The following is a 23,897-nucleotide window of genomic DNA, read 5'->3' as shown; positions in this document are numbered from 1 at the left end:
GCTACTCTCAGCCGAAGGAGCCGAAGCCGGAATCGGTCTGGCTGGCGGGCCGCGGAGTCGGCGGCGCGGGCGGGTTGGGGTCGGTCGGGTCGAAGGCGGCGGGCTCTCCCGTGACGGGGTGGGCAGGCGCGCTCGGAATCCGGGGCTCTTCGGCCTCGGGCGTCTCGGGCAGGGCGTCGGTCTCGATCCCTCGTGACATCGCGATCCTTCTCAAGGCGGGGCCGGATCGGCTCCGTACTGCAATGCAGCAAGAATCTGACGGTTGAACGACATCGTCAAGGGTCCGCCCTTGCGCTATCGGAGCGCGACAGGGGCAAGCGCGAGGCCGACCGTGACCGCAGGCATGTTCATCGAGGCGCCGGAACTCTCCGCCCATGCGGGCGTGCGCCACGCCTTCTTCACCCGCGTCGGCGGGGTCTCCGAGGGCCTGTACGCGTCGCTCAACGGCGGCCTCGGCTCCCAGGACGCGCCGGAGCGCGTCGCCGAGAACCGGGCGCGGATGTGCGCGCAGCTCGGCCTGCCGCAGGACCGGCTCGTGAGCCTGTATCAGGTCCACTCGGCCGATGTGGTCACCGTCGAGGCCCCCTTCGCGGCGGAGCGGCCGAAGGCGGACGCCATGGTGACGCGGAGTCCGGGCCTGGCGCTCGGCATCGCCACCGCGGATTGCGGGCCGATCCTGTTCGCGGATCCCGAGAACGGCGTCGTCGGCGCCGCCCATGCCGGCTGGAAGGGTGCGCTCACCGGCGTGATCGGCGCGACCGTGTCGGCGATGGAGGCGCTCGGGGCGCGGCGCAGCCGCATCGTCGCCGTCCTGGGACCGACGATCGGTCAGGCCTCCTACGAGGTCGGTCCGGACTTCGTCGCGCGCTTCGGGAGCGATGCTCCCGGCATGGAGCGCTTCCTCGGCCCCGGCACGCGGCCGGGGCACGCCCAGTTCGATCTTCCGGGCTTCATCCTGGCCCGGCTCGGCGAGGCCGAGATCGGCGAGGCCACCGCACTCAATCTCTGCACCTACGCCGATCCGGAGCGGTTCTACAGCTACCGGCGGACCACGCATCGCGGCGAGGCGGATTACGGCCGCCTGATCTCCGCGATCACGCTGGTGCCCTGACGAGCCAGTGCGGCCTCGGACAGGGGCTGCGACACTTTGTCGATTCCCGGCCCGAAAAAAAGCGTAGCCGTAAATGAACCTTGGCCATTCGACCGCGTTTAGGGGTCAAGGTGCCGGGGAAAACGGCGGGTTGCCACAAGGGGCCGCGAGAGCGGTCGGCGACACCGCGGAGCGCAAAGCAACCCTGGAACCGCTGGAACGCAGCCAGATCCGGTTCCGCAACCGTCCCCGCTTAGGACGGCGCGGACCACCAGTGAGGACCAGATCATGAAATCCATGCTCCGTGTGACCACGGCCCTCGCGGGCGTTGCCTTCGCGGGTTCGGCCTTCGCCGCCGACCTGCCGCGCCGCGCCGCCCCGCCGCCGGTGTTCACCCCCGTCCCGGTCTTCACCTGGACCGGCGCCTACTTCGGTATCAACGCCGGCTACGCCTTCGACGCCAGCGACCGCAACACCGGCAACACCTTCGCCGTCCCCTTCCCCTACGCTGCCCCCGGCACCGTCGCCTCCTTCCGCAACCGCAGCCAGGACGGCTTCTCCGGCGGTGGCCAGATCGGCTACAACTACCAGTTCACCCCGGGCTCCGGTGTCGTGATCGGCTTCGAGGCCGACGCCCAGTACCTCGACTTCGGCCGCAGCCGGAACAACGCCTTCATCTCCGGCGCGCTGGCCCCCGGCTACTACGTCACCGACCCGCGCGGCCTCTCCAGCCTCGACTTCTTCGGCACCGTCCGCGGCCGCCTCGGCTACGCCTTCGACCGGACCCTCGTGTACGGCACCGGCGGCTTCGCCTACGGCTCGGGCAGCGCCGACCGCTCCTTCGGCGGCTTCGCCGGCAACGACAGCTTCCGCACCGGCTGGGCCGCCGGCGGCGGCATCGAGTACGCCCTGCCCACCGACTCGTTCCTGAACTTCTTCCGCTCCTCGGCCGTGACGCTCAAGGTCGAAGGCCTGTACGTCAACCTCGACCGCGGCACCCGCAACCAGGGCGCGTTCGTCATCAACGCCGCCAACAACTTCCCGGTCGTCTACAGCGGCGTCGGGCGCCGCGACGACCAGTTCGCCGTCGTCCGCGCCGGCCTGAACTACAAGTTCGGCACGTTCTAGGATCGCGTCGGCGCGGCCGCGGCCGCGCCCCCCACTCGGCATGCAGGAAGCCCGGCCGGCAGGTCGGGCTTCTCGCGTTTCCGGATAGGCGGATGAAGTTTTCGCAATCCCCCTGACAAAGCGTCGCCGCGCACCCATGTCCTAGCTGCCATGCGGCGCGTTCGGGCCCGCGGGTGAGATTCGAGGAGGACGACTCCATGAACAGCGAAGAACGCGACGTCATTTCGGGAATCTTCCAGCGGCTGGAGCAGGCGCAGACCCAGCCCCGCGACGCTGAGGCGGAGCGGTTCATCGCCGACAAGCTCCGCGCGCAGCCCTACGCGCCCTACGCGATGGCGCAGCTGATCTACGTGCAGGAAGAGGCGATCAAGAGCCTCAACCAGCAGCTGGAGCAGGCCCGCAGCCAGGCGGCGCCGGCCCAGTCCTCCGGGGGCGGCGGCTTCCTGTCGAGCATCTTCGGCGGCGGCAGCCAGCAGCGCCAGGAGCCCCAGCCCGGCTACGGGCAGCCGCGTCCGGGCGGCCAGCCCTGGGGCAACCAGGGCGGCCCGCCGCAGGGTTACCCGCAGCAGGGCTACCCGCAGCAGGGCGGCTACCCGCAGCAGCAGGGCGGCCCGTGGGGCGGCCAGCCCCAGGCCCCGGCGCGCGGCGGCGGCTTCATGGCGACGGCCCTGCCCATGGCGGCCGGCGCGGCGGGCGGCATGCTCCTCGGCAGCGCCCTGTCGAACGCCTTCGCGGGCGGCCATTCGAGCCTCGGCAGCGCCGCGGCCGCCGGTCTCGGCGGCGGGGGCGAGACCGTCGTCAACAACTACTACGGTGATGGCGGCGGCAACCAGGATCTCGGCTCGGCCCTCGACAACAGCGGCGGCGACATGGGCAGCTTCCAGGACGCCGGCTACAGCGATCCGGGCGGTGATTTCGGCGGCGACCTCGGCGGCGGCGACGACAGCGACTGGACCTGATCGTCCCTGAGACGCAGCGGAAGGCCCGGTCGCGTCAGGCGCGGCCGGGCCTTTCTCGTATCCGGAAGGTCCGATCCGCGACCGGGGCCGCGTCGGCCGCTCAGAGGACCTCGACCCGCGTCCCCACCGGCACGCGCTCGTAGAGATCGATGACGTCGTCGTTCATCATGCGGATGCACCCCGACGAGACCGACTGCCCGATCGTGTTGGGCTCGTTCGTCCCGTGGATCCGGTAGAGCGACGAACCCAGGTAGAGGGCGCGGGCGCCCAGCGGGTTCTCCGGTCCGCCGGCCATGTGGCGCGGCAGGTCGGGACGGCGGGCCAGCATCTCGGCGGGCGGCGTCCAGTCCGGCCACTCCGCCTTGCGGCTGACCGTCTTCAGCCCGCTCCAGGCGAAACCGGGGCGGCCGACGCCGATCCCGTAGCGCAGGGCGCGCTGCCCGGCCTGCACCAGGTAGAGATGCTTTCCGGCGGTGTCGATCACGATCGTTCCGGGCTTCTGCCGCCCCGTGAAGGCCACTTCCTGGCGCTGGTATTCCGGCGAGACCGCGCGGCCGATCCGTCCCGGATCTCCCTGGGGCGCACCGTAGGGCTGAGGGGCGCCGGAGGCCTGGCCATAGGGCTGGCCGTAAGCCTGCCCGTACGCCTGCCCGTAACCTTGCGCCGGCTCCGGCTCGACCGGCACCAGCTCGCCGGAATAGGCCGCGACGCGCTGCTGCGGCGCCGCGCGCTGCGGCCAGCCGCGCCCGGGCGCGCCGCCGGCGCTGCCGGTGACGAGATACTCGATCAGCCCGCCGCCGTAGCCGCCCTCGGCGTAGCGCGCCTGCTGCGCCCGGGCGGGGCCGCACAGCACGAACGCGGCCGCGGCCACCCCCATTCCCAGACGGACTGAACGCCGCATCGTCGCATGCTCCCGAGCCGGTGCCCGTGCTCCCGGCCCGCGAACGATCCCGTCGAATTTTACCGAATCCGGTGAACGAACGTGGTGAATCACCGGGGCGGCCCGGCCCGTCCCCGGCCCGTCGCGACCAGCGTGAATCGGCGGTTAAGCCCCGCCGGGGCCCTGGGCCCCCGGGCGCAGGGGGCCGGCGGCAAGAAGCTCGGCAGTCACAGTCCGCTAACCGTTATGGTAGACAGTCGCGGCGACGGAACCCGAACGCTCACGCCCGGACGATGACCCAGAAGCGCTATCGCATCGAAGACAGTCTCGGGCTTCCCGCGGCTCCCCCTCCCGGACCCGGGGCGTCCGCCTCGAGCGAGCGCCTGGAGGAGATCTTCAACGCCATCCAGGACTTGCGCCGCGTCACGCAGATGAGCGCGAGCGAGACCATCGAGTCGTGCCGCCGCGAGCTGCACGAGGCGCTGGCGATGCGCACCGAGCTCGACGTGATGAAGGAGGCGATCACCCGCACCAAGTCGGAGCTGGCGACGCTGCACCGGACCGAGAACACCGGCAAGGGCATGCGCCGGGCGGCCGACGAGCTCGACGCGGTGGTCGACTCGACGGAGCGCGCCACCACGCAGCTCCTCGGCGCGATCGAGGAGATCGAGAGCCACGCCGGCATGCTCAACGCCGCGACGCTGCCGCCCGGCACGAAGCAGCACGTCGACGTGATCCTCGAGCGCGTGATCACCGCCTACGAGGCCTGCAACTTCCAGGACCTGACCGGCCAGCGGATCACCAAGATCGTCAGCGTGATGAAGTTCATCGAGGAGCATCTCGACCGGCTCATCGCCACGTGGTCGGAACTCGACAGCTTCAAGGAGCTCATCACCGTCATGCCGGTGCCGACCTCCCTGGACGACGAGAGCTCGCTGCTCAACGGGCCCAAGCTCGACCACGACATCGGCCACGTCGACCAGAGCGACATCGACTCGCTGTTCGACTGATCGAGCCGACCGGGCGCGCGATTTTTGTCGCCGCCCCGGTCCCCCTGGCGGTCCGGAACGCTTAGATCTGCGGTATGAGCCGCAGAGCCCTCTCAGACCTGCCCCCCGACACCTTCGACGACGGCCGCGACGCCGAGCGGGACGAGGCCGCCGACGAGCCGGAAGCCGGCCTCCCCGACACGGAGGCGCCGGAGATCGATTTCGACTTCGAGCCGGGCGCCGTCCAGGCCGGAACCGAGGTGATCCGCAGGTTCTGGTCGACCCTGCCGTCCTCGCCCGGCGTCTACCGGATGTTCGACCATCGCGGCGACGTCCTCTACGTCGGCAAGGCCAAGAACCTGAAGGCGCGGGTCGGCTCCTACGCGCGGGGCCAGGCGCACTCGAACCGCATCGCCCGGATGATCTCGCAGACGGCGGCGATGGAGTTCGTCACCACGGCGACCGAGACCGAGGCGCTCCTCCTCGAGGCCAACCTGATCAAGCAGCTGAAGCCGCGCTTCAACGTGCTGATGCGGGACGACAAGTCGTTCCCCTACATCCTGGTCACCGACGACGGCCCCGCCCCGCAGATCGTCAAGCACCGGGGCGCCCGGCGCCGGAAGGGCAATTATTACGGCCCGTTCGCCAGCGTGTGGGCGGTGAACCGGACGGTGAACGCCCTGCAGCGCGCCTTCCTGCTGCGCACCTGCACCGACAGCTACTACGAGAACCGCACCCGGCCCTGCCTGCTCTACCAGATCAAGCGCTGCTCCGGCCCCTGCACGGGTGAGATCGCCGCGGACGACTACGCGGCCATGGCGGATTCCGCCCGGGCGTTCCTCGCCGGCAAGTCGAACGCCGTGAAGGACCGGATGCGCGCCGAGATGCAGGCGGCGTCCGAGGCGATGGAGTTCGAGCGCGCCGCCCGGTTCCGCGACCGCATCGCCGCCCTGTCGGCGATCCAGGGCGTGCAGGGGGTCAACACCCAGGGCGTCGAGGAGGCGGACGTGTTCGCCCTCGACGAGCAGGCCGGCCAGTTCTGCATCGAGGTGTTCTTCTTCCGGAACTTCCAGAACTGGGGCAACCGCGCCTATTTTCCGAAGGCCGACCGGACGATGACGCCCGACGAGGTGCTGGGCTCGTTCATCGGCCAGTTCTACGACGACAAGCCCGCCCCCCGGACGGTGCTGACGAGCCACGCGATCGAGGACGCGGAACTGGTCGCGGCGGCCCTGTCGAGCCGGGTGGAGTACCGCGTCGAGATCCACCGGCCGAGCCGCGGCGAGCGGAAGAACCTCGTCGACTACGCCCAGCGCAACGCCAAGGAGGCGCTGGCGCGGCGCCTCGCCGACACGGCCTCGCAGGGCAAGCTCCTCGCCGCCCTCGGCCAAGCCTTCGGGCTCGACGGGGCGCCCCGTCGGATCGAGGTCTACGACAACTCGCACATCATGGGCACGAACGCGGTCGGCGGCATGATCGTCGCCGGCCCGACGGGCTTCATGAAGGCGCATTACCGCACGTTCAACATCAAGTCCGAGGATCTGACCCCCGGGGACGATTACGGCATGATGCGCGAGGTGCTGCAGCGGCGCTTCAAGCGGCTCGTGAAGGAGGCGCCGCGCACGGAGCGCGAGGCGGCCGTGGCCGCCGCCGAGGGCGGCGTGCCGGAGCCGGTGCCGGCCCCGGCGGAGGAGAGCGAGGCGTTCCCGGCCTGGCCGGACCTCGTGCTGATCGACGGCGGCAAGGGCCAGCTCGACGCCGCGCGGGCGGCGCTGGATGAGATCGGCGTGGCGGGCGTGCCGCTCGTCGGCGTCGCCAAGGGCCGCGACCGGGATGCGGGCCGGGAGACGTTTTTCGTGCCCGGCCGGCCACCCTTCAAGCTTCCGCCGCGCGACCCGACGCTCTACTTCGTGCAGCGGCTCCGCGACGAGGCGCACCGCTTCGCCATCGGCAGCCATCGGGCCAAGCGGAAGCGTGAGATGGTGAAGAATCCGTTGGACGAGATCGCCGGGATCGGTCCGAGCCGCAAGCGCGCGCTGCTGCACCACTTCGGGACCGTGAAGGCGATCGAGCGCGCCGCCTTCGAGGATCTGGCCAAGACCCCGGGCGTGAACGCCGCCACCGCGCGGGCGGTCTACGACTTCTTTCATGCCGGCGCCTGAGAACCCGGCCGCGATGGCCGCGGCGGAATCTGAGGCGTTGACGCCCGGGCCCCGCTCTGATTTCACCCCTCCGATGAACGCCGTCCTTCCCCGACGACGGTCGCCGGCCTGGACGCTCGCGAATTGCCTGACCTACGGGCGCCTCGTTGCCGTGCCGGTGATGGTCGCGCTGCTGTTCTGGCCCGAATCCCACACGGCGCGGTGGACGGCGCTGGGGGTGTTCGTCGCGGCCGCGATCACCGACTACCTCGACGGGTACGTCGCCCGCACCTACCACCAGAGCTCGGCGCTCGGCCGGATGCTCGATCCGATCGCCGACAAGCTCCTGGTCTCGGCGTGCCTGCTGATGCTGGCGGCGGACCACACCATCGTCGGCTCGAATATCTGGGCGGCCATCGTGATCCTGTGCCGCGAGGTGCTGGTCTCCGGCCTGCGCGAGTATCTGGCGGAGCTGAAGGTCGGCGTGCCGGTCAGCCGGATCGCGAAGTGGAAGACCACCGTGCAGCTCCTGGCCCTCGGCTTCCTGGTGGCCGGTCCGGCGGGCGAGACGGTGCTCCCGGGAACCGAGCCGATCGGCCTGACGCTCCTGTGGCTCGCCGCCGCGCTCACGCTCTGGACCGGGTGGGACTACATGCGGGCCGGGATCAAGCACGTCATCGACGATCCGCGCTGAGGGATCCGTCTCCGGGACGCGCGGTCCCTGCCCTGTCTCCGGTACGGTGATGCGATGAAGCTCGTCTATTTCGCCTGGGTCCGCGAGCGGATCGGCCGCTCCGAGGAGGAGCTGGCGCCGCCGCCGGAGGTCGCCACCGTCGCCGATCTCGTCGGTTGGCTCCGGGGCCGGGGCGAGGAATACGCCTACGCCTTCGAGGATCCCGGCGTCGTCCGCGCCGCGATCGACCGGGCCCACGCCAAGCCGGACGCGCCGATCGCGGGAGCCCGCGAGATCGCCTTCTTCCCGCCGATGACCGGCGGCTGAGACCCGGCCGCGCCGCGCACGTAGTTCGCCGGGGTTGCTTCGGGTCGGCTTCCGCGGTCATTGGCGCCGTCGCTCCGGCTGCACCTCATGCCGAACGGCGCGCGGGCCGAGCCAAGTTCTCTACGGGTTCGGCCCGCCTCAGGACGCGACACGCCGCGGAACGCCCAAGCTGGCATTGCCGTTATCCGCTACCGAAATCGGTATTGGAGTTTCAGCATGCGCATGACCTTGCTCGCGACCGCCGCCCTGTTGAGCCTCGGCGCCGCCGCGCAGGCCCAGACCACGGTGATCGAGCGCGACCGCCCGGCCGTCGTCGTCGACCGCCCGGCCTCCGAGTCGAAGTCCGTGACCGTCCACGACCACGGCGATGGCTGCGTCACCAAGACGGTGCGCAAGGAGAACGACATGGGCGACTCGAAGACCGTCAAGAAGGAGACCTGCGACTGAGGCAGGGAAGCGGGCCGGGCCGGAGCGCCGTCGACGCCTCCGCCCGGCCGATCCTTTGCCCGGCGCCGGTCCTACCGCCAGCCCGCGTCGATGAAGTACGCGTGGGCCGTACACATCCGGGCATCGTCCGAGGCCAGGAACAGGGCCAGCGCGGCGACGTCGGCCGGCTGGATCCGACCGTCCAGGCACTGCGCGGCGACGATCTCCGCCTCGCCCTCCGGCGAGTACCATCGCTCCTGGCGGGGCGTCTGAACGTTGCCCGGCACGATCGCCGCCACCCGGATGTTGTCGCGGCCGAGGTCGCGGGCGAGCGCCCGGGTCATGCCCTCGATCGCCGCCTTGGCGGTCTGGTAGAGCGGCATCTCCGTTAGCCCGAGATGCCAGCTGATCGATCCGAAATTGAGGATCACGCCACCGCTGGCGCGGCGCATGGGTGGGACTGCCGCCTGGGCCGCGAAGAACAGGTGGCGCAGGTTCACCGCCATCCGGTCGTCCCAGTAGGCGGGCGTCACGTCCGCGAGAGCGTGGCGGTCGTCGTTGCCGGCATTGTTGATCAGGACGTCGAGCCCGCCGAGGGCCGTGTCGGCCTCGGCCACCAGCGCGCGGACCGCCTCGATATCGGTCAGGTCGCAGCGCCGGTAGAGCGGGGCGTGCGCGGCGCCGGGCGCGAGGCGCGCCACCACGGCGCGGGCCGCATCGTCCGCGATATCGCAGAACAGGACGCGGGCGCCCTGCCCGACGAAGGCCTCGACCAGCCCCTCGCCGATGCCCGAGGCACCGCCGGTCACGAGGACGCGCTTGCCGGCGAGGCTGGGATACCGCGCGCGCTGATCGCCCGTCGCCGTCATCGACCCTCCTGGACGTGGCTCGCCCGGCCGGAATTTGTCCGAGTTTATCACGGTGGCCACCCGCGGCAACGGCAACGCGCCCGTCCCCCATTCGCGAAACGTTAACGGTTCGCGAATGAGATCGCCGGGTCTTCTAGAAAGGAACACCCGATGCCCCTGCGCCTGGAACTCAAGCCGTTCGAGCGGCTGATCATCAACGGCGCGCTGCTCCGCAACGGCGACCGTCGCTCGACCTTCCTGATCGAGACGCAGTGCAAGTTCCTGCGCGAGAGCGAGATCATCACGGAGAGCGAGGCCGACACGGCCTGCAAGCGTCTTCACCTGACGCTGACGGTCATCTACCTCGCCGACGACCCGACGCAGGGCATCGACCTGTTCTTCCGGCAGGCCACGGATCTGCTGGGACTCGCGCCGGCCGCGGCCGGGCAGATCGCCGCGATCGCCCAGGCCGTCGAGGCCGGCGAGTATTACCGGTCGCTCAAGCTGAGCCGCAAGCTCGTCGAGTGGGAGGCGGCCGGCGCCGAATCGCCGGCCGAGGTGCCGGACGCCGCGGCGGCTCGCTGACCGGTACGCGGCCTCAGCCGGGATTGCCCTGCAGGCCGGCGGCGATGTGATTGTTGATCGACACCAGCGTGGCGATCTTCTCCGGCGTGGGAGCGATCATCGTGTCGATGCAGCTCTGGAGCACGAACACGCCCAGGCGTCCGACGCCCTGCTTCACGTCGGCGGGGAGCGGGTTCTCCGAGGACGTCGCCTCGGAGGTCAGCAGCGTCCAGACCCGCTGATTGAACGACAGGGCCTCGTTGATGCGCCCGGCGTCGCCGCTGGCGAGCCCCTGGCTGGCGCCGATCAGCTTCTGCGCTGCCTTGAGCAGCACGGCGGATTCGGCTTCGCGGGGTGACAGCGCGCTGTGGGAGGTCTTGGCGTAGGCGTTGGCGGCGTAGTTCATCGGCGGTCCAGCCCCGTCGTCGGGCCTGCCACTGAGGCAAGCTAGCGCGTAGCTGTCGCAGATCAGGAGTTAAAAGCGCGTGAGCGCCGCATCCGCCATGATGCCGCCGGGTTGGTTATCGACGACGCTGTGCGGCCGAAAGGAACCGGCCCCCGGACCCCAACCCCGATGTTGAATTTCGTTCTCGGAACTGTTGCCGGCGGCCTGATCGCCTGCGTGCTGACCATCGCGGCGGCACGGCAACCCGAAGTGCAGTCCCGACTGGGCCTCGTGCCGGTGGCGCCAGCGACCCTGGCGGCGGTCACGAAACCGGCCGAACCCGATTGCGGACGGAGGACGGAGCCGACCCCGAAGATCGGCTCCCAGGAGATGCTGTTCAACCGCCAGAGATTCTGGTCGGTCGCCCCCTAATCAGAACGTGCCGATCAGCATGAGCAGCATCGTCGTGGCGACGGTGGTGCTGACGAAACCGCACAGGGCGGCCGCGAAGGACGGACCGGTGCGGGTGACGGTGGGCTCGATGTCATTCGAGAGCGTGGCGGGGGTCATCGGCGCAGAACCTTCTCGGCGACCAGCGTCGCGCGTATCGGGGTGATGCTTCAGGAACGGGACGGCCGAGGTGCGATCGCGCACCCGGTCAGTCGCAGCGGTTGATTTTCTTGGCGATCCGCAGACCCCGCAGCTCGCTGCGGAGGTCGATGGCCACGACGCCCTCGCCGCATCGCTCGAACGCGTCGCGGGCATCGTCGTAGCGGTCGCCCACCTCGTCGAGCGTGTCGCAGACGCGGTCATGGTTGCCCAGGCGGGCTTCCTGACGCGCCTGGAAGCGCAGGGCGTTCGCCTCGTCGACCTTGCGCTGGGCTTCGATGCAGGACGGCAGGGCCGACGCGGCGGAAGTCAGGGCGAGGCCTGCCAGGAGGCTGGCGAGGCAGCGGGTCAGAGTGACCGACTTGGCACTCACGGGAACACTCACACACGGTTTGTGATGGCAGATCCGCGGGCGGTCCTGCCGGGCTTCTCGGAGCGGCTCAGGTCCACTCCTTCTCTGTCCGCTGAAACAGTGAAGCTGACGTGAAAGTTCCGCCCCGAATCACCGCTTCCGGCGCAGTCGGGAGGTCAGGATTGCGGAGAGTGGCACGGGGGCCGCACCCATCGGATCGACGCCGACATCGTACTGCTTCGGCATCGGCTTGAGCTTGCCGTGGCTGTGGCCGTGGAGGTTCAGCGCGCCCCGGCTCATGCCGTTCCAGGTACGGAACGCGTAGTGGCAGAGCACCACCATCCGCCCCTCGACGGCGAGTTCCGCGTAGTGCCGGACCGACGCCCAGCCGGGCGCCGTGAGCGTGTCCGGCCCGTCGTTGTTGCCGGCGATCAGGTGCTTCTCGCCGTTCAGTCCGGCGAGGATCGCGCGGATCCGGTCACCGCTCGGGCCGAGGGCGAAATCGCCGAGGTGCCAGACCGTGTCGCCGGGCGCGACCGTCGTGTTCCAGGCCGCGATCAGGCCGGCATCGTGGGCCTCGAGATCCGGGTAGGGCCGGTGGTCGAAGCGCAGCGCCCGCGGATCGCCGAAATGCGTGTCGCCCGTGAAGAAGATGGTCACCGGTCCGCTCCGCCTCGCCTCAGCGCCTTCCTGGACGCCTTCCTCGACGCCTTCCTCGGCGCCTCGCCCGGCAACGCCGCCGGACTGCCGCCGAAAGCGGCGCGCGGCCGCGTTGTTCCCGCCGGCCCGCGTCCGCCTGGCGCGTTGACGGCCCGCGCGCCAGGGTCGAAGCCTCGTCGGGCGAGGCGCGAGCGGAGGGGCACAGGGCATGCTGGGAACGGTGGGGTTCGCCTTCCTGGCCGGCCTGCTCTCGGTGCTCTCGCCCTGCGTGCTGCCGCTGATCCCCATCGTGCTCGGCACGGCGGCGGCCGAGCATCGCCTGGGTCCGGTGGCTCTGGCGGCCGGCCTCGCCATCGCCTTCACGGCCATCGGGCTGTTCGTCGCGACGATCGGCTTCACCGTCGGGCTCGACGGCGACGTGTTCCGGCGCGCCGGCGCCGTGCTCCTGGTGCTCCTGGGCGTCGTGCTGATGCTGCCGCGGCTCCAGGCCCGGGTCGCGACGGCGGCCGGCCCGGTCGGCGCCTGGGCGGAGGATCGCTTCGGCGGCGTCGGCTCCGGGGGATTGCCCGGCCAGTTCGCCGTGGGCCTGCTGCTCGGCGCGGCCTGGAGCCCCTGCGTGGGACCGACCCTGGGGGCGGCCTCGCTCATGGCGGCGCGGGGCGAGCATCTCGGGGGCGTCGCCTTGACCATGCTGGCCTTCGGGATCGGCGCCGCGGCCCCGCTGATGCTCCTGGGCCTCGTCTCCCGCGAGGCGCTGCTGCGCTGGCGCGGCGGCCTCGCCGCGGCCGGCCGGGCCGCGAAGGCCGCGCTCGGCGCCGTGATGGTCGTGCTCGGCCTGCTGGTGCTGACGGGCCTCGACAAGCGGGTCGAGGCCGCGGCCGTCGCGGCCTCGCCGGACTGGCTCAACGCGGTGACGACGCGCTACTGACTCCGCGAAGACCCGGCGAAGACCCCGCGAAGACCCCAGGTTATCCGGAACGGAGTTCGGCCATGAGCGATGCCCCCCGCCTGACCAGTCTCGCCCACGGCGGCGGCTGCGGCTGCAAGCTCGACCCGGCTACCCTGCGCCAGCTCCTCGCCCAGCAGCCGGCGGCGGGCCCGTTCGAGCGGCTCCTCGTCGGCAACGAGACCGCGGACGACGCGGCGGTGTGGGAGCTGGAGGACGGCACCTGCCTCATCGCCACCACGGACTTCTTCACCCCGATGGTGGACGACCCCGTCGATTTCGGCCGGATCGCCGCGACGAACGCCATCTCGGACGTCTACGCCATGGGCGGCCGGCCGCTGTTCGCGCTGGCGATCCTCGGGATGCCGCTCGGCAAGATCGACCCCGAGGTGGTCGCGCGGATCCTGCGCGGCGGCGCGGAGCAATGCGCCGCGGCCGGCATCCCGGTGGCGGGCGGCCACTCGATCGACGCGCCGGAGCCGATCTACGGCCTGGCGGTGATCGGGACCTGCCGCCGCGAGGCGGTGCGGCGCAACGCCGACGCGGTGGCCGGGGACGCCGTCCTGCTCACCAAGGCCCTCGGGGTCGGGGTCTACTCGGCGGCGATCAAGCGGGCGACCCTCGACGAGGCCGGCTACCGCGACTTCATCGCGACCACGACGCTGCTCAACCGGATCGGGACCGATCTCGCCGCCGAGCCCGCCGTGCACGCCCTGACCGACGTGACCGGATTCGGCATCCTGGGGCACGGCCTGGAGATCGCCCGCGGCGCCGGCCTCACGCTCACCCTCGAGGCCGACGCCCTTCCCCTGCTGCCGCAGGCGGAGGCGCTGGCGCGCGCGGGCGCGGTCACCGGCGCCTCGCACCGCAACTGGGCGGCGTTCGGCGAGGCCGTGGACCTGCCGGCCGACTTCCCCGAGTGGCGCCGCCACCTCCTGACCGATCCACAGACCTCGGGCGGGCTGCTGGTGACCTGCTCGGCCAACCGGGCCGACGCGATCCTGGCGCGCATCCGGGCGGCCGGCTACCCGGCGGCGGCCCGGATCGGCCGGATCGAGGCCGGCCCGGCGCGGATCCGGGTGGCGGCCTGACGGGCCGCCCGCCCCGAGAGGCAATCTTCAACCTTCCCGTCCACTCTGCCGCCCCGCACGAGACCCGAGCCGCCGCCAGAGCCGCCGTGACCGACGCCGCAGACATGTCACCGCCCGCCCACGGCGTCGCCGGCTGGCCGTTCGGGCGCAGCGCCGGCGCGCCGGCCCGTCCCTCGTCGCTCCCCGACGGGCGCCCGTGGCCGCGCATCCGCGTCGTCACGGTGGCCAGCGCGGGTGCCGCGCTCGCCGAGACCGTCGCGTCGGTCCTGCGCCAGGGCTACCCGGAACTGCGGCACGACCTGCTCGACCCGGCGGCCGGCCGCTCCGCGGCGGCGCGCATCCTGTCGGTTCCCGATCCGGAGCACCTGTTCTGGCTCCGCGCCGGCGACCTGCTCGCGCCCGGTGCGCTGACCGCCCTGGCGCTGGAGGCCGCGCTCACCGGCGCCGACGCGGTGGCGGGGCTGCGCGTCCTGTTCGACGACGCCGTCCGCGGCCTCGACGGCCCCGGGGCCGCGGACGGCGGGATCCTCTGGCGGCGGGACGCTCTCGCGCACGCGATCCTCGACACCCACGGAACACTCGACGCCGCCACCGCCTGGTCGGCGATCCCCGAGAATTGCCGGCGCCTGATCGGCCGCCCGATCCTGCTCCACAGGCTCGACGCGCCGCTGCCCCCGCCCGCCACGGGCCTGTCGATCGTGTCGCTCACCGGGACCGGCACCCGCGGGGGCGCGGGCGTGGCCCAGCGCCGCCTCGCCGAGGCGCTGACGCTGGCGGGCCACCGGGTCGCGGAGGTGACGCTGAGCGGACGCCCGGAGGCCGCCGAGTGGCGCGACGACTTCCCGCGGGCGGAGGCCGCGATCGCGGCGGCCACCCCCGATCTCGTCCTCGCCGGCAACCTGCACGGCGCCACCCGCAGCCTCGACGTCGTCGGCCGCCTGGCGCGGCGCGGTCCGGTCGGCCTCGTGCTGCACGACCTCTTCCCCCTGACAGGCCGGTGCGCCCACCCCCGCGACTGCGGGCGCGCCGCGTCCGGCTGCGACGCCGCCTGCCCCGGCCCGGACGAGTACCCGGAGCTGGCGCCCGGCCGGATCGCCGGGATGCACGAGCGCAAGCGCGCGGTGCTCGCCGGCGCCGCGCCCGGATCCCCGACGCGACCCTCCGCGCCCTGGCTGCTGGCCAATTCCGACTGGACGCTGGCGCGGGCGCGCGAACTCGCCCCGCCCGGCAGCGTGATCGAGCCCGTGCGGCTGGCCTTCCCGACCGCCGTGTTCCGGCCCGGCGATCGCGCGGCGCTGCGCGGCACGCTCGGCCTGCCGGCCGACGACGTCCTGATCCTCGTCTCCTCGGTCATCGTCGACGGGCCCGACAAGGGCTTCGCCGACCTCAGGGCCGCGCTCCAGGCCGTGGCGGGCCCGGGCGTCGGCGTGGTGGCGGTCGGCCGGCTCGACGACCCGGCCCGGCTCGGCGTCGCGAACCTGTACGCGCCCGGCCTCATCGCCGACGAGGCGCTCCTGGCCGCGTGGTACGGGGCCTGCGACCTCCACGTCACCGCCAGCCGTCACGAGACCCTCGGGCAGACGCCGATCGAGGCCGGCCTGTGCGGGGTGCCGACGCTCGCCTACCGCACCTCCGGCCTGACCTCGGCCGTGATCGACGGCGTGTCGGGCCGCCTCGTGCCGGTGCGGCCGGGCGCCCTCGCCGAGGCGCTGGCGGCGCTGGTCGGCGACAGCGAGGCGCGCGCGCGGCTCGGCGCCTTCGCGCGCATCGCCCTGGAGAGCCGCTACAGCCCGGCCGCCTCCGCGCTGTCGCTGGACGCGGTCTTCCGGCGTCACGGTCTGCCGAGCGCCCCGACGGGCCCGCGCTTCGCCCCCGGGATGCTCGGGCACTTCCCCTTCGCGGCAAACCTGCGGGCGGGCGCGGCCGGCACCGTCCCGGCGGTCTCGCGCCCGCTCGTGCGTCGGCTGCGGCGGGCCAAGCAGATGGTCTTCGGGCGTCGGATGCCGCTCCTCGTGCGCCGGTGCCTCTACCTCGCCGGCGCGCTGCGCCGGAGCCACACGTGACGGCCCACGGCGACAGGGCCGGCGATACGGTGGGCGGCGTGGCCGGCGACGTGGCCGGCGACAATGCGGGCGGCGCGCGGGCGGCGCCGACTCGGCGGCGGATCTACCTCGATCAGACCCATCTGCGCGCCCACGTGACGGGGATCGAGCGAGTCACCCTCGACCTGTTCGCCCCGGACCGGCTCGCCCCGCACGCGGTGCGGCCGGTGACCGCGGGCTCCCTGCCCGGCATGGTCGCCGCGCAGCAGCTCGGCCTGCCGGCGCGGGCGCTGATGGATCGGGACGCCCTGTTCCTGTTCCCGGGCTTCCCGCCCGGGCCGCTCTGCGCCGTCGCGGCGTCGCGCTGCCTGCTCTACGTCCACGACACCTTCCTGCTCACGCGGACGGAGGATCTGAGCCTGCGCAGCCGGCTCTACATGAGCCCCAGCTTCGCCCTGGCCCTGCGCTGGTGCCCGAACCTGTTCGTCAACAGCCGCACCACCGGGGCGGACGTGCGCGCGCTCTGCACCCGACGCGCCCGCGTCGCCCTGCTGCGCCCTCCCGTCCGCGACGCCTTCGGGCTCGCGCACCTGCCGGGACCGGCGGCCTACGCGCCGGGCCGGCCGCTGCGGATCCTGGCCATCGGCACCATCGAGCCGCGCAAGAACTATCCGGCGACCCTCGCGCTGACGGCGGCGCTCATCCGCGCCGGTATCCCGGCGGAGCTCCACCTCGTCGGCCGGGTCGGCTGGGGGCAGCACGCCTTCCTGGACGCACCGCCGCCGTTCCTGCACCGCCACGGGTACCTCGCCGACGCCGAGCTGCGCGCCCTCGCGGGGTCGTGCCACCTGCTGGTCTCCACCTCCAAGGCGGAGGGGCTCGGCCTGCCGCTGCTTGAGGTCCAGCACGGCGGCCTTCCGGTGGTGGCGCCGGACGACCCGGTGTTCCGGGAGGTCCTGGGGGCGTCGGCCCTGCTGATCCGGCCGGAGGAGCCCGACGCGGCCGCGGGCGCCCTCGCAGGCTGGATCCGCGACGGCGCCCTGGCCCGCGCCGCCCGAATGAGTCGGGCCAACGTGGCGCGCTGGAACGCGATCGCGGCCGAGGACGGCGCGCGCTTCCGGCGCTTCCTGGCCGGCGATCCCGCGGCTTACGATGCGCTGGAGTCAATTGTCGCACACGCGGGCACCGCCTGAGGCGGCCTGCGTAGTCCCCAACAAATCGGGAACTTTTCACGCCCGATTGTCGTGACAGTCAGGACTGCATCTGTAAGCGATATCTGCCAGCTTCCTGAAGCAAGTGCCGGATCGGGGCGACACTACTGGTCCGGTATGTTGATTGCTGGGCTCCCGAAGAAGGCAGCGCCTCGGGCGGGCACCTGTTCCAGATCGGCACGGAGCTGGTCAGAAAGGGAACGGGCGACGGGGCGGGTGACGGGCGGCGGTCTCCGCCGAGGCAGGTCAGGGAGCGAGGCGTATGTTCGACTTCTCGACGCGGATGAGCGGCGAACGGCCCGTGCGGATGGTGCTGCCGCAGGTCGCGCCGCCGACGGACGGCCGCGTGATCCTGCGGCGGCTGTGGCGCGGCAGCGGCTTCATCGTGCTGGGCGGCCTGTTCATGGTCGCCGTCGCGGTGGCGCTCCTCGGCCTGATCCCGCCCCGCTACACGTCGAGCATCCAGATCCTGGTGGATCCGAGCGACCTGCGCGTCGTCGAGAACGACGTGAACGCGCGCCAGCCCCAGGCCGACAGCGGCGTGTCGATCGCCGAGAGCCAGGTGCGGGTGATCCAGTCCGACAGCGTCCTGCGCCGGGTGATCGCCAAGCTCCACCTCGACCAGGACGACGAGTTCGTGCTGCCGGACGGCAACAACCCGACCCTCACCTGGATCAAGGGCGCGCTGGGCATGCTGCCCCCGCCGGCGAGCCGCGACCCGGTCTTCACGGCCCTCGACACGCTGCAGAACCGGCTCACTGTCCGGCGGGCCGAGCGGACCTTCGTGATCGACGTCTCCGTTCAGTCGCGCGATCCCGAGAAGGCCGCCCGCATCGCCAACGCCGTCGGCGACGCCTACTTCGCCGAGGAGGCCGCGGCCCGGACCGAGACCGCGCGGCGCGCCTCCGACGCCCTGGCGGGGCGGCTCAACAGCCTCAAGCGCGACGTCGAGCAGGCCGAGAGCGCCGTGGTGCGCTACCGCGAGGATCACAAGCTCGTGGCCGCCAGCGGCCGCCTGCTCACCGACCAGCAGCTCGGCGACCTGAACCAGCAGCTCGTCACCGCCTCCATCAAGACCGCGGAGGCCAAGTCGCGCCTCGATCAGGCGCGCCGGATGCGCTCGTCGGATCCCAGCACCGCCCTTCCCGAAATGCTGCAGAGCCTGGAGATGCAGGCCCTGCGGCAGCAATACGCCACGCTGTCCCGCAACACCGCGGAGCTCGCCACCCGCCTCGGCGAGCGCCACCCGGCCATGGCCGAGCAGTACGCCCAGCAGCGCGACCTGCAGCGCCTGATCCAGCGCGAGAAGGAGCGGATCATCGAGACGACCCAGAAGGATTACGACCGCGCCGCCGCGAGCGAGGCCGCGATCCGGGCCAATCTCGACCGGGTGAAGAACGAGACCGCGTCCAGCGACCGGGCCTATGTCGGCCTGCGCGAGCTGGAGCGGACCCTCGACGCCCGCCGCGGCATCTACGAGGCCTATCTGAAGCGCGCCCGCGAGGCGAGCGAGCAGGAGCGGCTCAACACCACCAACGTCCGGATCATCTCGGCCGCGGTCCCGGCGCGCCAGCGGACCTTCCCGCCCTCCCCCAAGATCGTCCTGCCGGTGGCGCTCGTCCTCGGCCTGCTGCTCGGCGGCGGCATCGCCCTGCTGCTCGGCGCCGACAGCGACCGTCGCCGCAGCCTGCGCGCCGCCACCCGGCCGGCCGCGAGCTTCCGGGCCGCCGATGCGTGACATCGGCGAGATCAGCCTCTACCTGGGCGCTATGGATCCGGTCCTCGGGGAGGCACACACGGTGAGCGCCCCGGCCCCCGCGGCGTCCGGATCGCCGCAGACGGGCGCGACCGTCGAACTCTTCGGCTACCGGTTTCACACCGGTCCCGCCGCGACCCTCGTGGCCGACGTCGCGGCCCGGCGTGACGGCCGCCCGCGCATGATCGTGACGGCGAACGTCGATCACATCGTCCAGCTCAGTGAGAACGCGCCGTTCCGCGAGGCCTACGCGCGCGCCGCGGCCCGGACCCTCGACGGGATGCCGCTGGTCTGGCTGGCCCGGAAGGCGTGCGGCCAGCCCGTTCACCGGATCACCGGCCACGACCTCCTGGGCTGCGTCCTGGCCGACCCGCCGGCCTTCGCGCGGCGGGTCTTCTTCGTCTCCGCCCGACAGGACGCGGCGGACGCGCTGGCGACCCGGCTGCAGGCGGCGGGCCTTCCGCCCGGCGCCGTGGCGAGCGCCGTGCCGCCCTTCGGCTTCGAGCACGACGCGGCCTACAGCCGCGCCCTGGCGGAGCGGATCCGCGCCCACGGGACGACGCTGCTGGTGATGGGCGTTGGCGCGCCCAAATCCGAGATCTGGGTGGATCGCTACGGCCAGACGCTCGGCGAGCCGGTGGTCTTCTGCGTCGGCGACGCCCTCAACGTCGCCGCCGGGTTCCTGCCGCGCGCCCCGCGGCTGATGCAGCGCCTCGGCCTCGAGTGGATCTACCGGTTCCTGCAGGCGCCGCGCCGGCTGTTCCGGCGCTACTTCATCAAGTCGTGGCGCTTCATCGGCCTCGCCGCGCGCGACCAGTTCCGGCGGCGCGCCGGCTGACCTCAGCGCCGCTCCGCGAACAGGTCCGGCCGCCGCAATTGGAGCGCGAAGAGCAGCGTCAGCGACTTCATGTCGGTGATCGCGCCGCGGCGGCCCATGGCGGCCAGTTCCGGCAGCGGGATCTCGTGGACCGCCACGGCCTCGCCCTCGGCGGCGAGACCGCCGCCGGTGCCGGTCCGGTCGGCCTCGCCGTAGGCGGCGAGGAACAGGTCCATCCGCTCCGTGGAGATCCCCGGCATCGACCAGGCGCTGGCGACGAAGTCGAGGGCGCTGAGGCGCAGGCCCGTCTCCTCCATCGCCTCGCGCCGCGCCTCGTCCTCGGAGGCGCCCTCGTCGAGGAGCCCGGCCGGCACCTCGATGTGGCTCGGCGGCCCGCCCGAGTAGAGGACCGGCGCCCGGAATTGCGAGACGAGCGTGGCGACCCGCCGCTCCGGATCGTAGGGGAGCACCGCGACCGCCCGGCCGTGATCCTCCATCTCCCGGGTGATGCGGCTCCCGTCCTCCTGCATCACCTCGGCGACGAGGTAGCGCGCCCAGCCGTCATGTACGAGGCGCACGCCCCCGATCCGTGGTGCCATTCCGATGTCGCCCTGCTCCTGGAGCCCGACGGATCGTTCAGGAATGCGGCGGCCTTGCGGACAGGGTGATGCGGAAGCGCAGGCGCCCCGCGGGCGGCCCCTCCAGGCGCTCGGCGGCGTCGAGGCGGGCGCCCTCCTCGCGCACGAGGTTGGGGATGTCGAGGGCGGCCAGGGGGTCGGTGCAGGTCACCACCAGCGTCCGGCCGGCGGCGAGGCCGCGCAGCGCCTTCCGGGTGCGCAGGACCGGGAGCGGGCATTTCAGGCCGCTCAGGTCGAGGTCGACGCAGTCCGGATCCTCGTCCCGCACGCCGGAAGCTCCCGAACCGGCGCGGATGCCGGCCCGGCGGTCTTAGGCACCGCGGCGGCCCGGCGCCAGCGGCGTCCTCACCACACGTGATAGCCGAAGGCGGGTCCGGAATAGCTGTCCGGCGCCGTCCAGATGTAACGGGGGCCGTTGTAGCCGTACTCGAAGCTGCGGCTCGGGACCGGCGCGTAGGCGTAACCGTAGCCGAACGGCGCGGGATAGCCGTACTCGCCGTAGTAGCTGTACTGCGGCCGCCCCCGCGCGGCCACGGTGCCGGCGATCCGGCCGCCGGCCCCGTGATGCCAGCGCCCCGGGGCCGGCCCAGCGCCCTCCAACCGCGCCAAGTCGGCCGCTCGCGCCGTGCTCACGGCCGCCGGCATGGAAGCCATCCCGGCGAGGATGACGGCGATGATGCGGATCATGATGCGGCCTCTCCCCGGGCGTCGCGCCCTGTCGGAACGTTCCATTAGCACGTTCCAATGGCGATTCGCGCGGGCGGCGTGAGCCGCTCAGCGGGTGCTAGAAGACGCATTCCGTGAAGGCCGGACGCACGCAGGCGCCCCAGCGCCCCTCGTAGTCGGCGAGGAGATCCTCGGCCCGCGTCCGCCCGGCCGCGACGACGGCCTCGAGCGGCTGCAGGTAGATCACCTCGTCCCGGCCCTCGGCGTCGCGGCGACCCCGGGCCCGGAGGCCCGCGCGGGCGATCGCCAAGGCCTCGGCGGCGACGGCCCCGAGCGTGGTGTTGGCCACCGGGGTCGCGAGCCCCAGGCGCGGCGCCGTGGCGCGCGCGGCCTCGCGGTTGGCGAGGCTCCACCCCTTCACGAGGTCGAGGGCCGCGTCGAGGGCCGAGTCGTCGTAGAGGAGACCGGTCCAGAAGGCGGCCTGGGCGGCGATCATGCCGGGGCCGCCGACATCGGCGCCGCGCATCTCCAGGAAGCGCTTGAGCCGCACCTCGGGGAAGGCCGTGGAGGCGTGGTTGGCCCAGTCGGAGACCGTGGCGAACTCGCCCGGCAGCTGCGGGAGCTTGCCGGCCATCAGGTCGCGGAACGAGGCGCCCGACACGTCGTGGTAGGTGTCGCCCCGCTTGACGAAGTACATCGGCATGTCGAGCAGCCAGTCGACGTAGGCCTCGTAGCCGAACCCCGCGTCGAAAGCGAAGGGCAGCATCCCGGTCCGGTGGGCATCCGTGTCGCGCCAGATCTCGGACCGGCGCGACAGGAAGCCGTTCGGCCGGCCGTCGGTGAAGGGCGAGTTGGCGAAGAGCGCGGTCGCGACCGGCTGCAGCGCCAGGGACGCGCGCATCTTGCGCACCATGTCGGCCTCGGAGGCGAAGTCGAGGTTCACCTGCACGGTGGCGGTGCGCAGCATCATGTCGAGACCGAGGGACCCGACCTTCGGCATGTAGCCGGCCATGATCCGGTAGCGGCTCTTGGGCATGACCGGGGTCTCGTCCCGGCGCCATTTCGGGCTCATGCCCAGCGTCAGGAAGCCGATGCCCAGGGGATCGGCCACCCGCTTCGTGGCGGCGAGGTGCGTGGCGAGTTCCGCCGCCGTGGCGTGCACGTCGGGGAGCGCCGCGCCGGACAGCTCGAACTGGCCGCCGGGCTCGATCGAGATCGCGCCGCCCGCCTCCGCCGACAGGCCGATGATGTTGCCGAGATCGAGGATCGGCTCCCAGCCGGTCTCACGGGCGAGTCCGTCCAGGAGCGCCCGGATGCCGCGGTCCCCCTCGTAGGGGACCGGCGCCCGGGTCTCCCGATAGAACGGGATCTTCTCGTGCTCGGTGCCGATCGCGAAGCGCGCGCGCGGCTTCTCGCCCGCCGCGAACCATTCGATCAGTTCGGCGCGCGTGGTGAGCGGCGTGGTGTCGTTGCTGTCGCGCGCCATGCGCTGCCTGCCCGTGCGTCTGACGTGTGCCTGGGAACGGGCGCGCCGGACTGCTCCGGCGGATCCACCCGGTACAAACCCGCTCTCGCGAGCGGGATCCGGGCGGACACCCGCCCCCGACCCCGATGAGCACGCGGCGCAGGCGGCGTCCGATCCGGGACATAATCGAGCCGCCGTGAACCCACAACGCGGCGGTCTCGACCGGCGCGCCGCTTCACGTCTGATCCGGGGAAACAATCGACCGGCGCGGTCCTTCCATGTGCGCGGGCACACATGGATCGGGGCGGCGCGCGTCAGCGCGCGTCGCCGAGCACCGCCTGCACCAGCGTCAGCACGGCGACGGCGGCGGTGTCGGCCCGCAGGATGCGCGGCCCCAGGGAGAGCGCCACGGTGTTCGGCCGCGCCCGGATCAGCGCCCGCTCCTCCTCGGAGAAGCCGCCTTCGGGACCGACCAGCACGGCGAGCGGAGGGGGCGCCAGCGGGTCGCCGGCCGCCCGCAGGGCCGCCACCGGGTCGCGCACGGGCGCGTCCTCGTCGCAGAACACGAGGAGCCGCCCGGGCGCGAGGCCCGCGAGCGCCGCCGGCAGGCGCTCGGGCTCCGGACAATCGGGAATCGCCAGGATCCCGCACTGCTCGGCGGCCTCGACCGCGTTGGCCCGCAGCCGGTCCATGTTCACGCGATCGCCCTGCGTGAACCGGGTGATGACCGGTCGGATCGTCCCGGCCCCCATCTCCACCGCCTTCTGCGCGAGATAGTCGAGGCGCGCGCTCTTCAGCGGGGCGAACAGGTAGTGAAGGTCGGCGCCCGCGGGCTGCGGACGCGTCTGCGCGGCGACGTGCAGGTCGGCGCCCTTGCGCCCGGTCTGGACCAGATGGGCGCGCCACTCGCCGTGGCGGCCGTTGAAGACCAGGACCGGATCGTCCGGCCCCCGGCGCAGCACGTTGAGCAGGTAGTTCGCCTGAGCCCGGTCGAGGGGTAGAATCACCCCCGCCGCGAGATCGGCCGCGACGTGGAGGCGCGGAGCGGTGAAGTCATAGGCCGGCATGGCGGCGTGGTCGCGCGGGCCGGCGGGCCTGTCAACGCGGGGACCGCGACCGAAAGTGTTGCCGAATGGTTACGAGCCCCGGTTTTCGGCAGCCAGTCCACCGGTGCATGGCGCAGCCGGTTTGCCGCTCGAATGACGCCACAATCCTATGGCGAACCCAACGGAAC

General features: G+C 72.4%; 28 protein-coding genes. 16 read left to right on the top strand and 12 right to left on the bottom strand.

What is annotated here, in order from left to right; genetic code table 11:
* Positions 1–7: 7 nt before the first annotated feature.
* Positions 8–199 carry a fibronectin-attachment protein (FAP) gene (locus ACLBYG_RS06565; RefSeq protein ID WP_273561633.1) on the bottom strand — a complete coding sequence of 64 codons (192 nt, stop codon included), beginning with the start codon at positions 197–199 and terminating at the stop codon, positions 8–10.
* Positions 200–343: 144 nt separating this feature from the next.
* Between ACLBYG_RS06565 and pgeF the strand changes: the two genes are divergently transcribed.
* The 3 genes from pgeF (at position 344) to ACLBYG_RS06550 (ending at position 3,177) form a co-directional block, all read left to right on the top strand.
* Positions 344–1,111 carry a peptidoglycan editing factor PgeF gene (pgeF, locus tag ACLBYG_RS06560; protein ID WP_447681035.1) on the top strand — a complete coding sequence of 256 codons (768 nt, stop codon included), beginning with the start codon at positions 344–346 and terminating at the stop codon, positions 1,109–1,111.
* 267 nt (positions 1,112–1,378) lie between these two features.
* Positions 1,379–2,218, top strand: a complete 840-nt coding sequence (locus tag ACLBYG_RS06555; protein ID WP_103984927.1) for an outer membrane protein — start codon at positions 1,379–1,381, stop codon at positions 2,216–2,218.
* A gap of 197 nt (positions 2,219–2,415) precedes the next feature.
* Positions 2,416–3,177, top strand: a complete 762-nt coding sequence (locus tag ACLBYG_RS06550) for a DUF2076 domain-containing protein (protein WP_091679149.1) — start codon at positions 2,416–2,418, stop codon at positions 3,175–3,177.
* Positions 3,178–3,277: 100 nt separating this feature from the next.
* Here ACLBYG_RS06550 and ACLBYG_RS06545 read toward each other — a convergent pair whose 3' ends face one another.
* On the bottom strand, positions 3,278–4,078 hold the full coding sequence (locus ACLBYG_RS06545; RefSeq protein ID WP_026604541.1) for a L,D-transpeptidase: 801 nt from the start codon (positions 4,076–4,078) through the stop codon (positions 3,278–3,280).
* A gap of 272 nt (positions 4,079–4,350) precedes the next feature.
* Here ACLBYG_RS06545 and ACLBYG_RS06540 point away from each other — a divergent pair, with 272 nt between their 5' ends.
* The 5 genes from ACLBYG_RS06540 (at position 4,351) to ACLBYG_RS06520 (ending at position 8,634) form a co-directional block, all read left to right on the top strand.
* Positions 4,351–5,067 carry a protein phosphatase CheZ gene (locus tag ACLBYG_RS06540; protein ID WP_020090645.1) on the top strand — a complete coding sequence of 239 codons (717 nt, stop codon included), beginning with the start codon at positions 4,351–4,353 and terminating at the stop codon, positions 5,065–5,067.
* 74 nt (positions 5,068–5,141) lie between these two features.
* Positions 5,142–7,208, top strand: coding sequence for an excinuclease ABC subunit UvrC (uvrC, locus tag ACLBYG_RS06535; RefSeq protein ID WP_447680935.1), 2,067 nt, complete (start codon positions 5,142–5,144; stop codon positions 7,206–7,208).
* Positions 7,209–7,281: 73 nt separating this feature from the next.
* Positions 7,282–7,881 (top strand): CDP-diacylglycerol--glycerol-3-phosphate 3-phosphatidyltransferase, encoded by a 600-nt coding sequence (gene pgsA / locus ACLBYG_RS06530; protein ID WP_020090647.1) that lies wholly within the window; start codon positions 7,282–7,284, stop codon positions 7,879–7,881.
* 54 nt (positions 7,882–7,935) lie between these two features.
* A complete protein-coding gene (gene moaD / locus ACLBYG_RS06525) occupies positions 7,936–8,187 on the top strand; it encodes a molybdopterin converting factor subunit 1 (protein ID WP_029357972.1) in 252 nt (83 codons plus the stop codon).
* A 216-nt stretch (positions 8,188–8,403) separates the two neighbouring features.
* A complete protein-coding gene (locus ACLBYG_RS06520; protein WP_020090649.1) occupies positions 8,404–8,634 on the top strand; it encodes a hypothetical protein in 231 nt (76 codons plus the stop codon).
* Between the two features lie 71 nt (positions 8,635–8,705).
* On the opposite strand, the gene ACLBYG_RS06515 is transcribed toward ACLBYG_RS06520, so the two are convergent.
* Positions 8,706–9,482 carry an SDR family NAD(P)-dependent oxidoreductase gene (locus ACLBYG_RS06515; protein WP_447680934.1) on the bottom strand — a complete coding sequence of 259 codons (777 nt, stop codon included), beginning with the start codon at positions 9,480–9,482 and terminating at the stop codon, positions 8,706–8,708.
* A gap of 150 nt (positions 9,483–9,632) precedes the next feature.
* Between ACLBYG_RS06515 and ACLBYG_RS06510 the strand changes: the two genes are divergently transcribed.
* Entirely contained in the window at positions 9,633–10,046 is a 414-nt protein-coding gene (locus ACLBYG_RS06510) for a flagellar biosynthesis repressor FlbT (RefSeq protein WP_056531717.1), read from the top strand.
* Positions 10,047–10,059: 13 nt separating this feature from the next.
* Here the strand turns inward: ACLBYG_RS06510 and flaF are convergent, their stop codons facing one another.
* Positions 10,060–10,431 (bottom strand): flagellar biosynthesis regulator FlaF, encoded by a 372-nt coding sequence (flaF, locus tag ACLBYG_RS06505; protein ID WP_447680933.1) that lies wholly within the window; start codon positions 10,429–10,431, stop codon positions 10,060–10,062.
* 168 nt (positions 10,432–10,599) lie between these two features.
* On the opposite strand from flaF, the gene ACLBYG_RS06500 reads away from it, so the two are divergent.
* A complete protein-coding gene (locus tag ACLBYG_RS06500) occupies positions 10,600–10,842 on the top strand; it encodes a hypothetical protein (protein WP_020090653.1) in 243 nt (80 codons plus the stop codon).
* Here ACLBYG_RS06500 and ACLBYG_RS06495 read toward each other — a convergent pair whose 3' ends face one another.
* From ACLBYG_RS06495 to ACLBYG_RS06485, 3 genes are all read right to left on the bottom strand, one after another.
* Entirely contained in the window at positions 10,843–10,980 is a 138-nt protein-coding gene (locus ACLBYG_RS06495) for a hypothetical protein (protein WP_020090654.1), read from the bottom strand.
* A gap of 88 nt (positions 10,981–11,068) precedes the next feature.
* Positions 11,069–11,392, bottom strand: coding sequence for a hypothetical protein (locus ACLBYG_RS06490; RefSeq protein ID WP_012322287.1), 324 nt, complete (start codon positions 11,390–11,392; stop codon positions 11,069–11,071).
* Positions 11,393–11,521: 129 nt separating this feature from the next.
* Positions 11,522–12,031 (bottom strand): metallophosphoesterase, encoded by a 510-nt coding sequence (locus ACLBYG_RS06485; protein WP_091679162.1) that lies wholly within the window; start codon positions 12,029–12,031, stop codon positions 11,522–11,524.
* A gap of 208 nt (positions 12,032–12,239) precedes the next feature.
* Between ACLBYG_RS06485 and ACLBYG_RS06480 the strand changes: the two genes are divergently transcribed.
* The 6 genes from ACLBYG_RS06480 (at position 12,240) to ACLBYG_RS06455 (ending at position 19,915) form a co-directional block, all read left to right on the top strand.
* On the top strand, positions 12,240–12,959 hold the full coding sequence (locus ACLBYG_RS06480; RefSeq protein WP_447680932.1) for a cytochrome c biogenesis CcdA family protein: 720 nt from the start codon (positions 12,240–12,242) through the stop codon (positions 12,957–12,959).
* Positions 12,960–13,021: 62 nt separating this feature from the next.
* Complete coding sequence (gene selD, locus ACLBYG_RS06475) at positions 13,022–14,068, top strand: selenide, water dikinase SelD (protein ID WP_447680931.1); 1,047 nt, start codon at positions 13,022–13,024, stop codon at positions 14,066–14,068.
* 86 nt (positions 14,069–14,154) lie between these two features.
* The gene (locus ACLBYG_RS06470) at positions 14,155–16,131 is read left to right on the top strand and encodes a glycosyltransferase (RefSeq protein ID WP_447680930.1); all 1,977 of its coding nucleotides are present in this window, start codon (positions 14,155–14,157) and stop codon (positions 16,129–16,131) included.
* Positions 16,128–17,303 carry a glycosyltransferase gene (locus ACLBYG_RS06465; RefSeq protein ID WP_447680929.1) on the top strand — a complete coding sequence of 392 codons (1,176 nt, stop codon included), beginning with the start codon at positions 16,128–16,130 and terminating at the stop codon, positions 17,301–17,303. The genes ACLBYG_RS06470 and ACLBYG_RS06465 overlap by 4 nt, the downstream gene beginning before the upstream one ends.
* 280 nt (positions 17,304–17,583) lie before the next feature.
* The gene (locus ACLBYG_RS06460; RefSeq protein ID WP_020090661.1) at positions 17,584–19,059 is read left to right on the top strand and encodes a GumC family protein; all 1,476 of its coding nucleotides are present in this window, start codon (positions 17,584–17,586) and stop codon (positions 19,057–19,059) included.
* The gene (locus ACLBYG_RS06455) at positions 19,052–19,915 is read left to right on the top strand and encodes a WecB/TagA/CpsF family glycosyltransferase (RefSeq protein ID WP_447680928.1); all 864 of its coding nucleotides are present in this window, start codon (positions 19,052–19,054) and stop codon (positions 19,913–19,915) included. Before ACLBYG_RS06460 ends, ACLBYG_RS06455 begins: the two co-directional genes overlap by 8 nt.
* A 2-nt stretch (positions 19,916–19,917) precedes the next feature.
* On the opposite strand, the gene ACLBYG_RS06450 is transcribed toward ACLBYG_RS06455, so the two are convergent.
* The 5 genes from ACLBYG_RS06450 to ACLBYG_RS06430 form a co-directional block, all read right to left on the bottom strand.
* On the bottom strand, positions 19,918–20,493 hold the full coding sequence (locus ACLBYG_RS06450) for an NUDIX domain-containing protein (RefSeq protein WP_026604542.1): 576 nt from the start codon (positions 20,491–20,493) through the stop codon (positions 19,918–19,920).
* A gap of 37 nt (positions 20,494–20,530) precedes the next feature.
* On the bottom strand, positions 20,531–20,800 hold the full coding sequence (locus ACLBYG_RS06445) for a sulfurtransferase TusA family protein (RefSeq protein WP_447680927.1): 270 nt from the start codon (positions 20,798–20,800) through the stop codon (positions 20,531–20,533).
* Between the two features lie 77 nt (positions 20,801–20,877).
* Positions 20,878–21,219 (bottom strand): hypothetical protein, encoded by a 342-nt coding sequence (locus ACLBYG_RS06440; protein ID WP_447680926.1) that lies wholly within the window; start codon positions 21,217–21,219, stop codon positions 20,878–20,880.
* 97 nt (positions 21,220–21,316) lie between these two features.
* Entirely contained in the window at positions 21,317–22,684 is a 1,368-nt protein-coding gene (locus ACLBYG_RS06435; RefSeq protein ID WP_447680925.1) for a glutamate--cysteine ligase, read from the bottom strand.
* Between the two features lie 293 nt (positions 22,685–22,977).
* Positions 22,978–23,730: a 16S rRNA (uracil(1498)-N(3))-methyltransferase gene (locus tag ACLBYG_RS06430; RefSeq protein ID WP_056531698.1), complete on the bottom strand. Its 753-nt coding sequence runs from the start codon at positions 23,728–23,730 to the stop codon at positions 22,978–22,980.
* Between the last annotated feature and the right edge of the window lie 167 nt (positions 23,731–23,897).

The organism is Methylobacterium sp. D53M, assembly GCF_053345625.1.
The sequence above is the reverse complement of the archived record's forward strand: the minus strand, read 5'-3'. Positions and strand labels throughout refer to the sequence as shown.

Excerpts from the sequence above, each read along its gene's own strand:
- ACLBYG_RS06565 (WP_273561633.1), bottom strand. The coding sequence starts at position 199 with ATGTCACGAGGGATCGAGACCGACGCCCTGCCCGAGACGCCCGAGGCC.
- pgeF (WP_447681035.1), top strand. The coding sequence starts at position 344 with ATGTTCATCGAGGCGCCGGAACTCTCCGCCCATGCGGGCGTGCGCCAC.
- ACLBYG_RS06555 (WP_103984927.1), top strand. The coding sequence starts at position 1,379 with ATGAAATCCATGCTCCGTGTGACCACGGCCCTCGCGGGCGTTGCCTTC.
- ACLBYG_RS06550 (WP_091679149.1), top strand. The coding sequence starts at position 2,416 with ATGAACAGCGAAGAACGCGACGTCATTTCGGGAATCTTCCAGCGGCTG.
- ACLBYG_RS06545 (WP_026604541.1), bottom strand. The coding sequence starts at position 4,078 with ATGCGGCGTTCAGTCCGTCTGGGAATGGGGGTGGCCGCGGCCGCGTTC.
- ACLBYG_RS06540 (WP_020090645.1), top strand. The coding sequence starts at position 4,351 with ATGACCCAGAAGCGCTATCGCATCGAAGACAGTCTCGGGCTTCCCGCG.
- uvrC (WP_447680935.1), top strand. The coding sequence starts at position 5,142 with ATGAGCCGCAGAGCCCTCTCAGACCTGCCCCCCGACACCTTCGACGAC.
- pgsA (WP_020090647.1), top strand. The coding sequence starts at position 7,282 with ATGAACGCCGTCCTTCCCCGACGACGGTCGCCGGCCTGGACGCTCGCG.
- moaD (WP_029357972.1), top strand. The coding sequence starts at position 7,936 with ATGAAGCTCGTCTATTTCGCCTGGGTCCGCGAGCGGATCGGCCGCTCC.
- ACLBYG_RS06520 (WP_020090649.1), top strand. The coding sequence starts at position 8,404 with ATGCGCATGACCTTGCTCGCGACCGCCGCCCTGTTGAGCCTCGGCGCC.
- ACLBYG_RS06515 (WP_447680934.1), bottom strand. The coding sequence starts at position 9,482 with ATGACGGCGACGGGCGATCAGCGCGCGCGGTATCCCAGCCTCGCCGGC.
- ACLBYG_RS06510 (WP_056531717.1), top strand. The coding sequence starts at position 9,633 with ATGCCCCTGCGCCTGGAACTCAAGCCGTTCGAGCGGCTGATCATCAAC.
- flaF (WP_447680933.1), bottom strand. The coding sequence starts at position 10,431 with ATGAACTACGCCGCCAACGCCTACGCCAAGACCTCCCACAGCGCGCTG.
- ACLBYG_RS06500 (WP_020090653.1), top strand. The coding sequence starts at position 10,600 with ATGTTGAATTTCGTTCTCGGAACTGTTGCCGGCGGCCTGATCGCCTGC.
- ACLBYG_RS06495 (WP_020090654.1), bottom strand. The coding sequence starts at position 10,980 with ATGACCCCCGCCACGCTCTCGAATGACATCGAGCCCACCGTCACCCGC.
- ACLBYG_RS06480 (WP_447680932.1), top strand. The coding sequence starts at position 12,240 with ATGCTGGGAACGGTGGGGTTCGCCTTCCTGGCCGGCCTGCTCTCGGTG.
- selD (WP_447680931.1), top strand. The coding sequence starts at position 13,022 with ATGAGCGATGCCCCCCGCCTGACCAGTCTCGCCCACGGCGGCGGCTGC.
- ACLBYG_RS06460 (WP_020090661.1), top strand. The coding sequence starts at position 17,584 with ATGTTCGACTTCTCGACGCGGATGAGCGGCGAACGGCCCGTGCGGATG.
- ACLBYG_RS06455 (WP_447680928.1), top strand. The coding sequence starts at position 19,052 with ATGCGTGACATCGGCGAGATCAGCCTCTACCTGGGCGCTATGGATCCG.
- ACLBYG_RS06450 (WP_026604542.1), bottom strand. The coding sequence starts at position 20,493 with ATGGCACCACGGATCGGGGGCGTGCGCCTCGTACATGACGGCTGGGCG.
- ACLBYG_RS06440 (WP_447680926.1), bottom strand. The coding sequence starts at position 21,219 with ATGATCCGCATCATCGCCGTCATCCTCGCCGGGATGGCTTCCATGCCG.
- ACLBYG_RS06435 (WP_447680925.1), bottom strand. The coding sequence starts at position 22,684 with ATGGCGCGCGACAGCAACGACACCACGCCGCTCACCACGCGCGCCGAA.
- ACLBYG_RS06430 (WP_056531698.1), bottom strand. The coding sequence starts at position 23,730 with ATGCCGGCCTATGACTTCACCGCTCCGCGCCTCCACGTCGCGGCCGAT.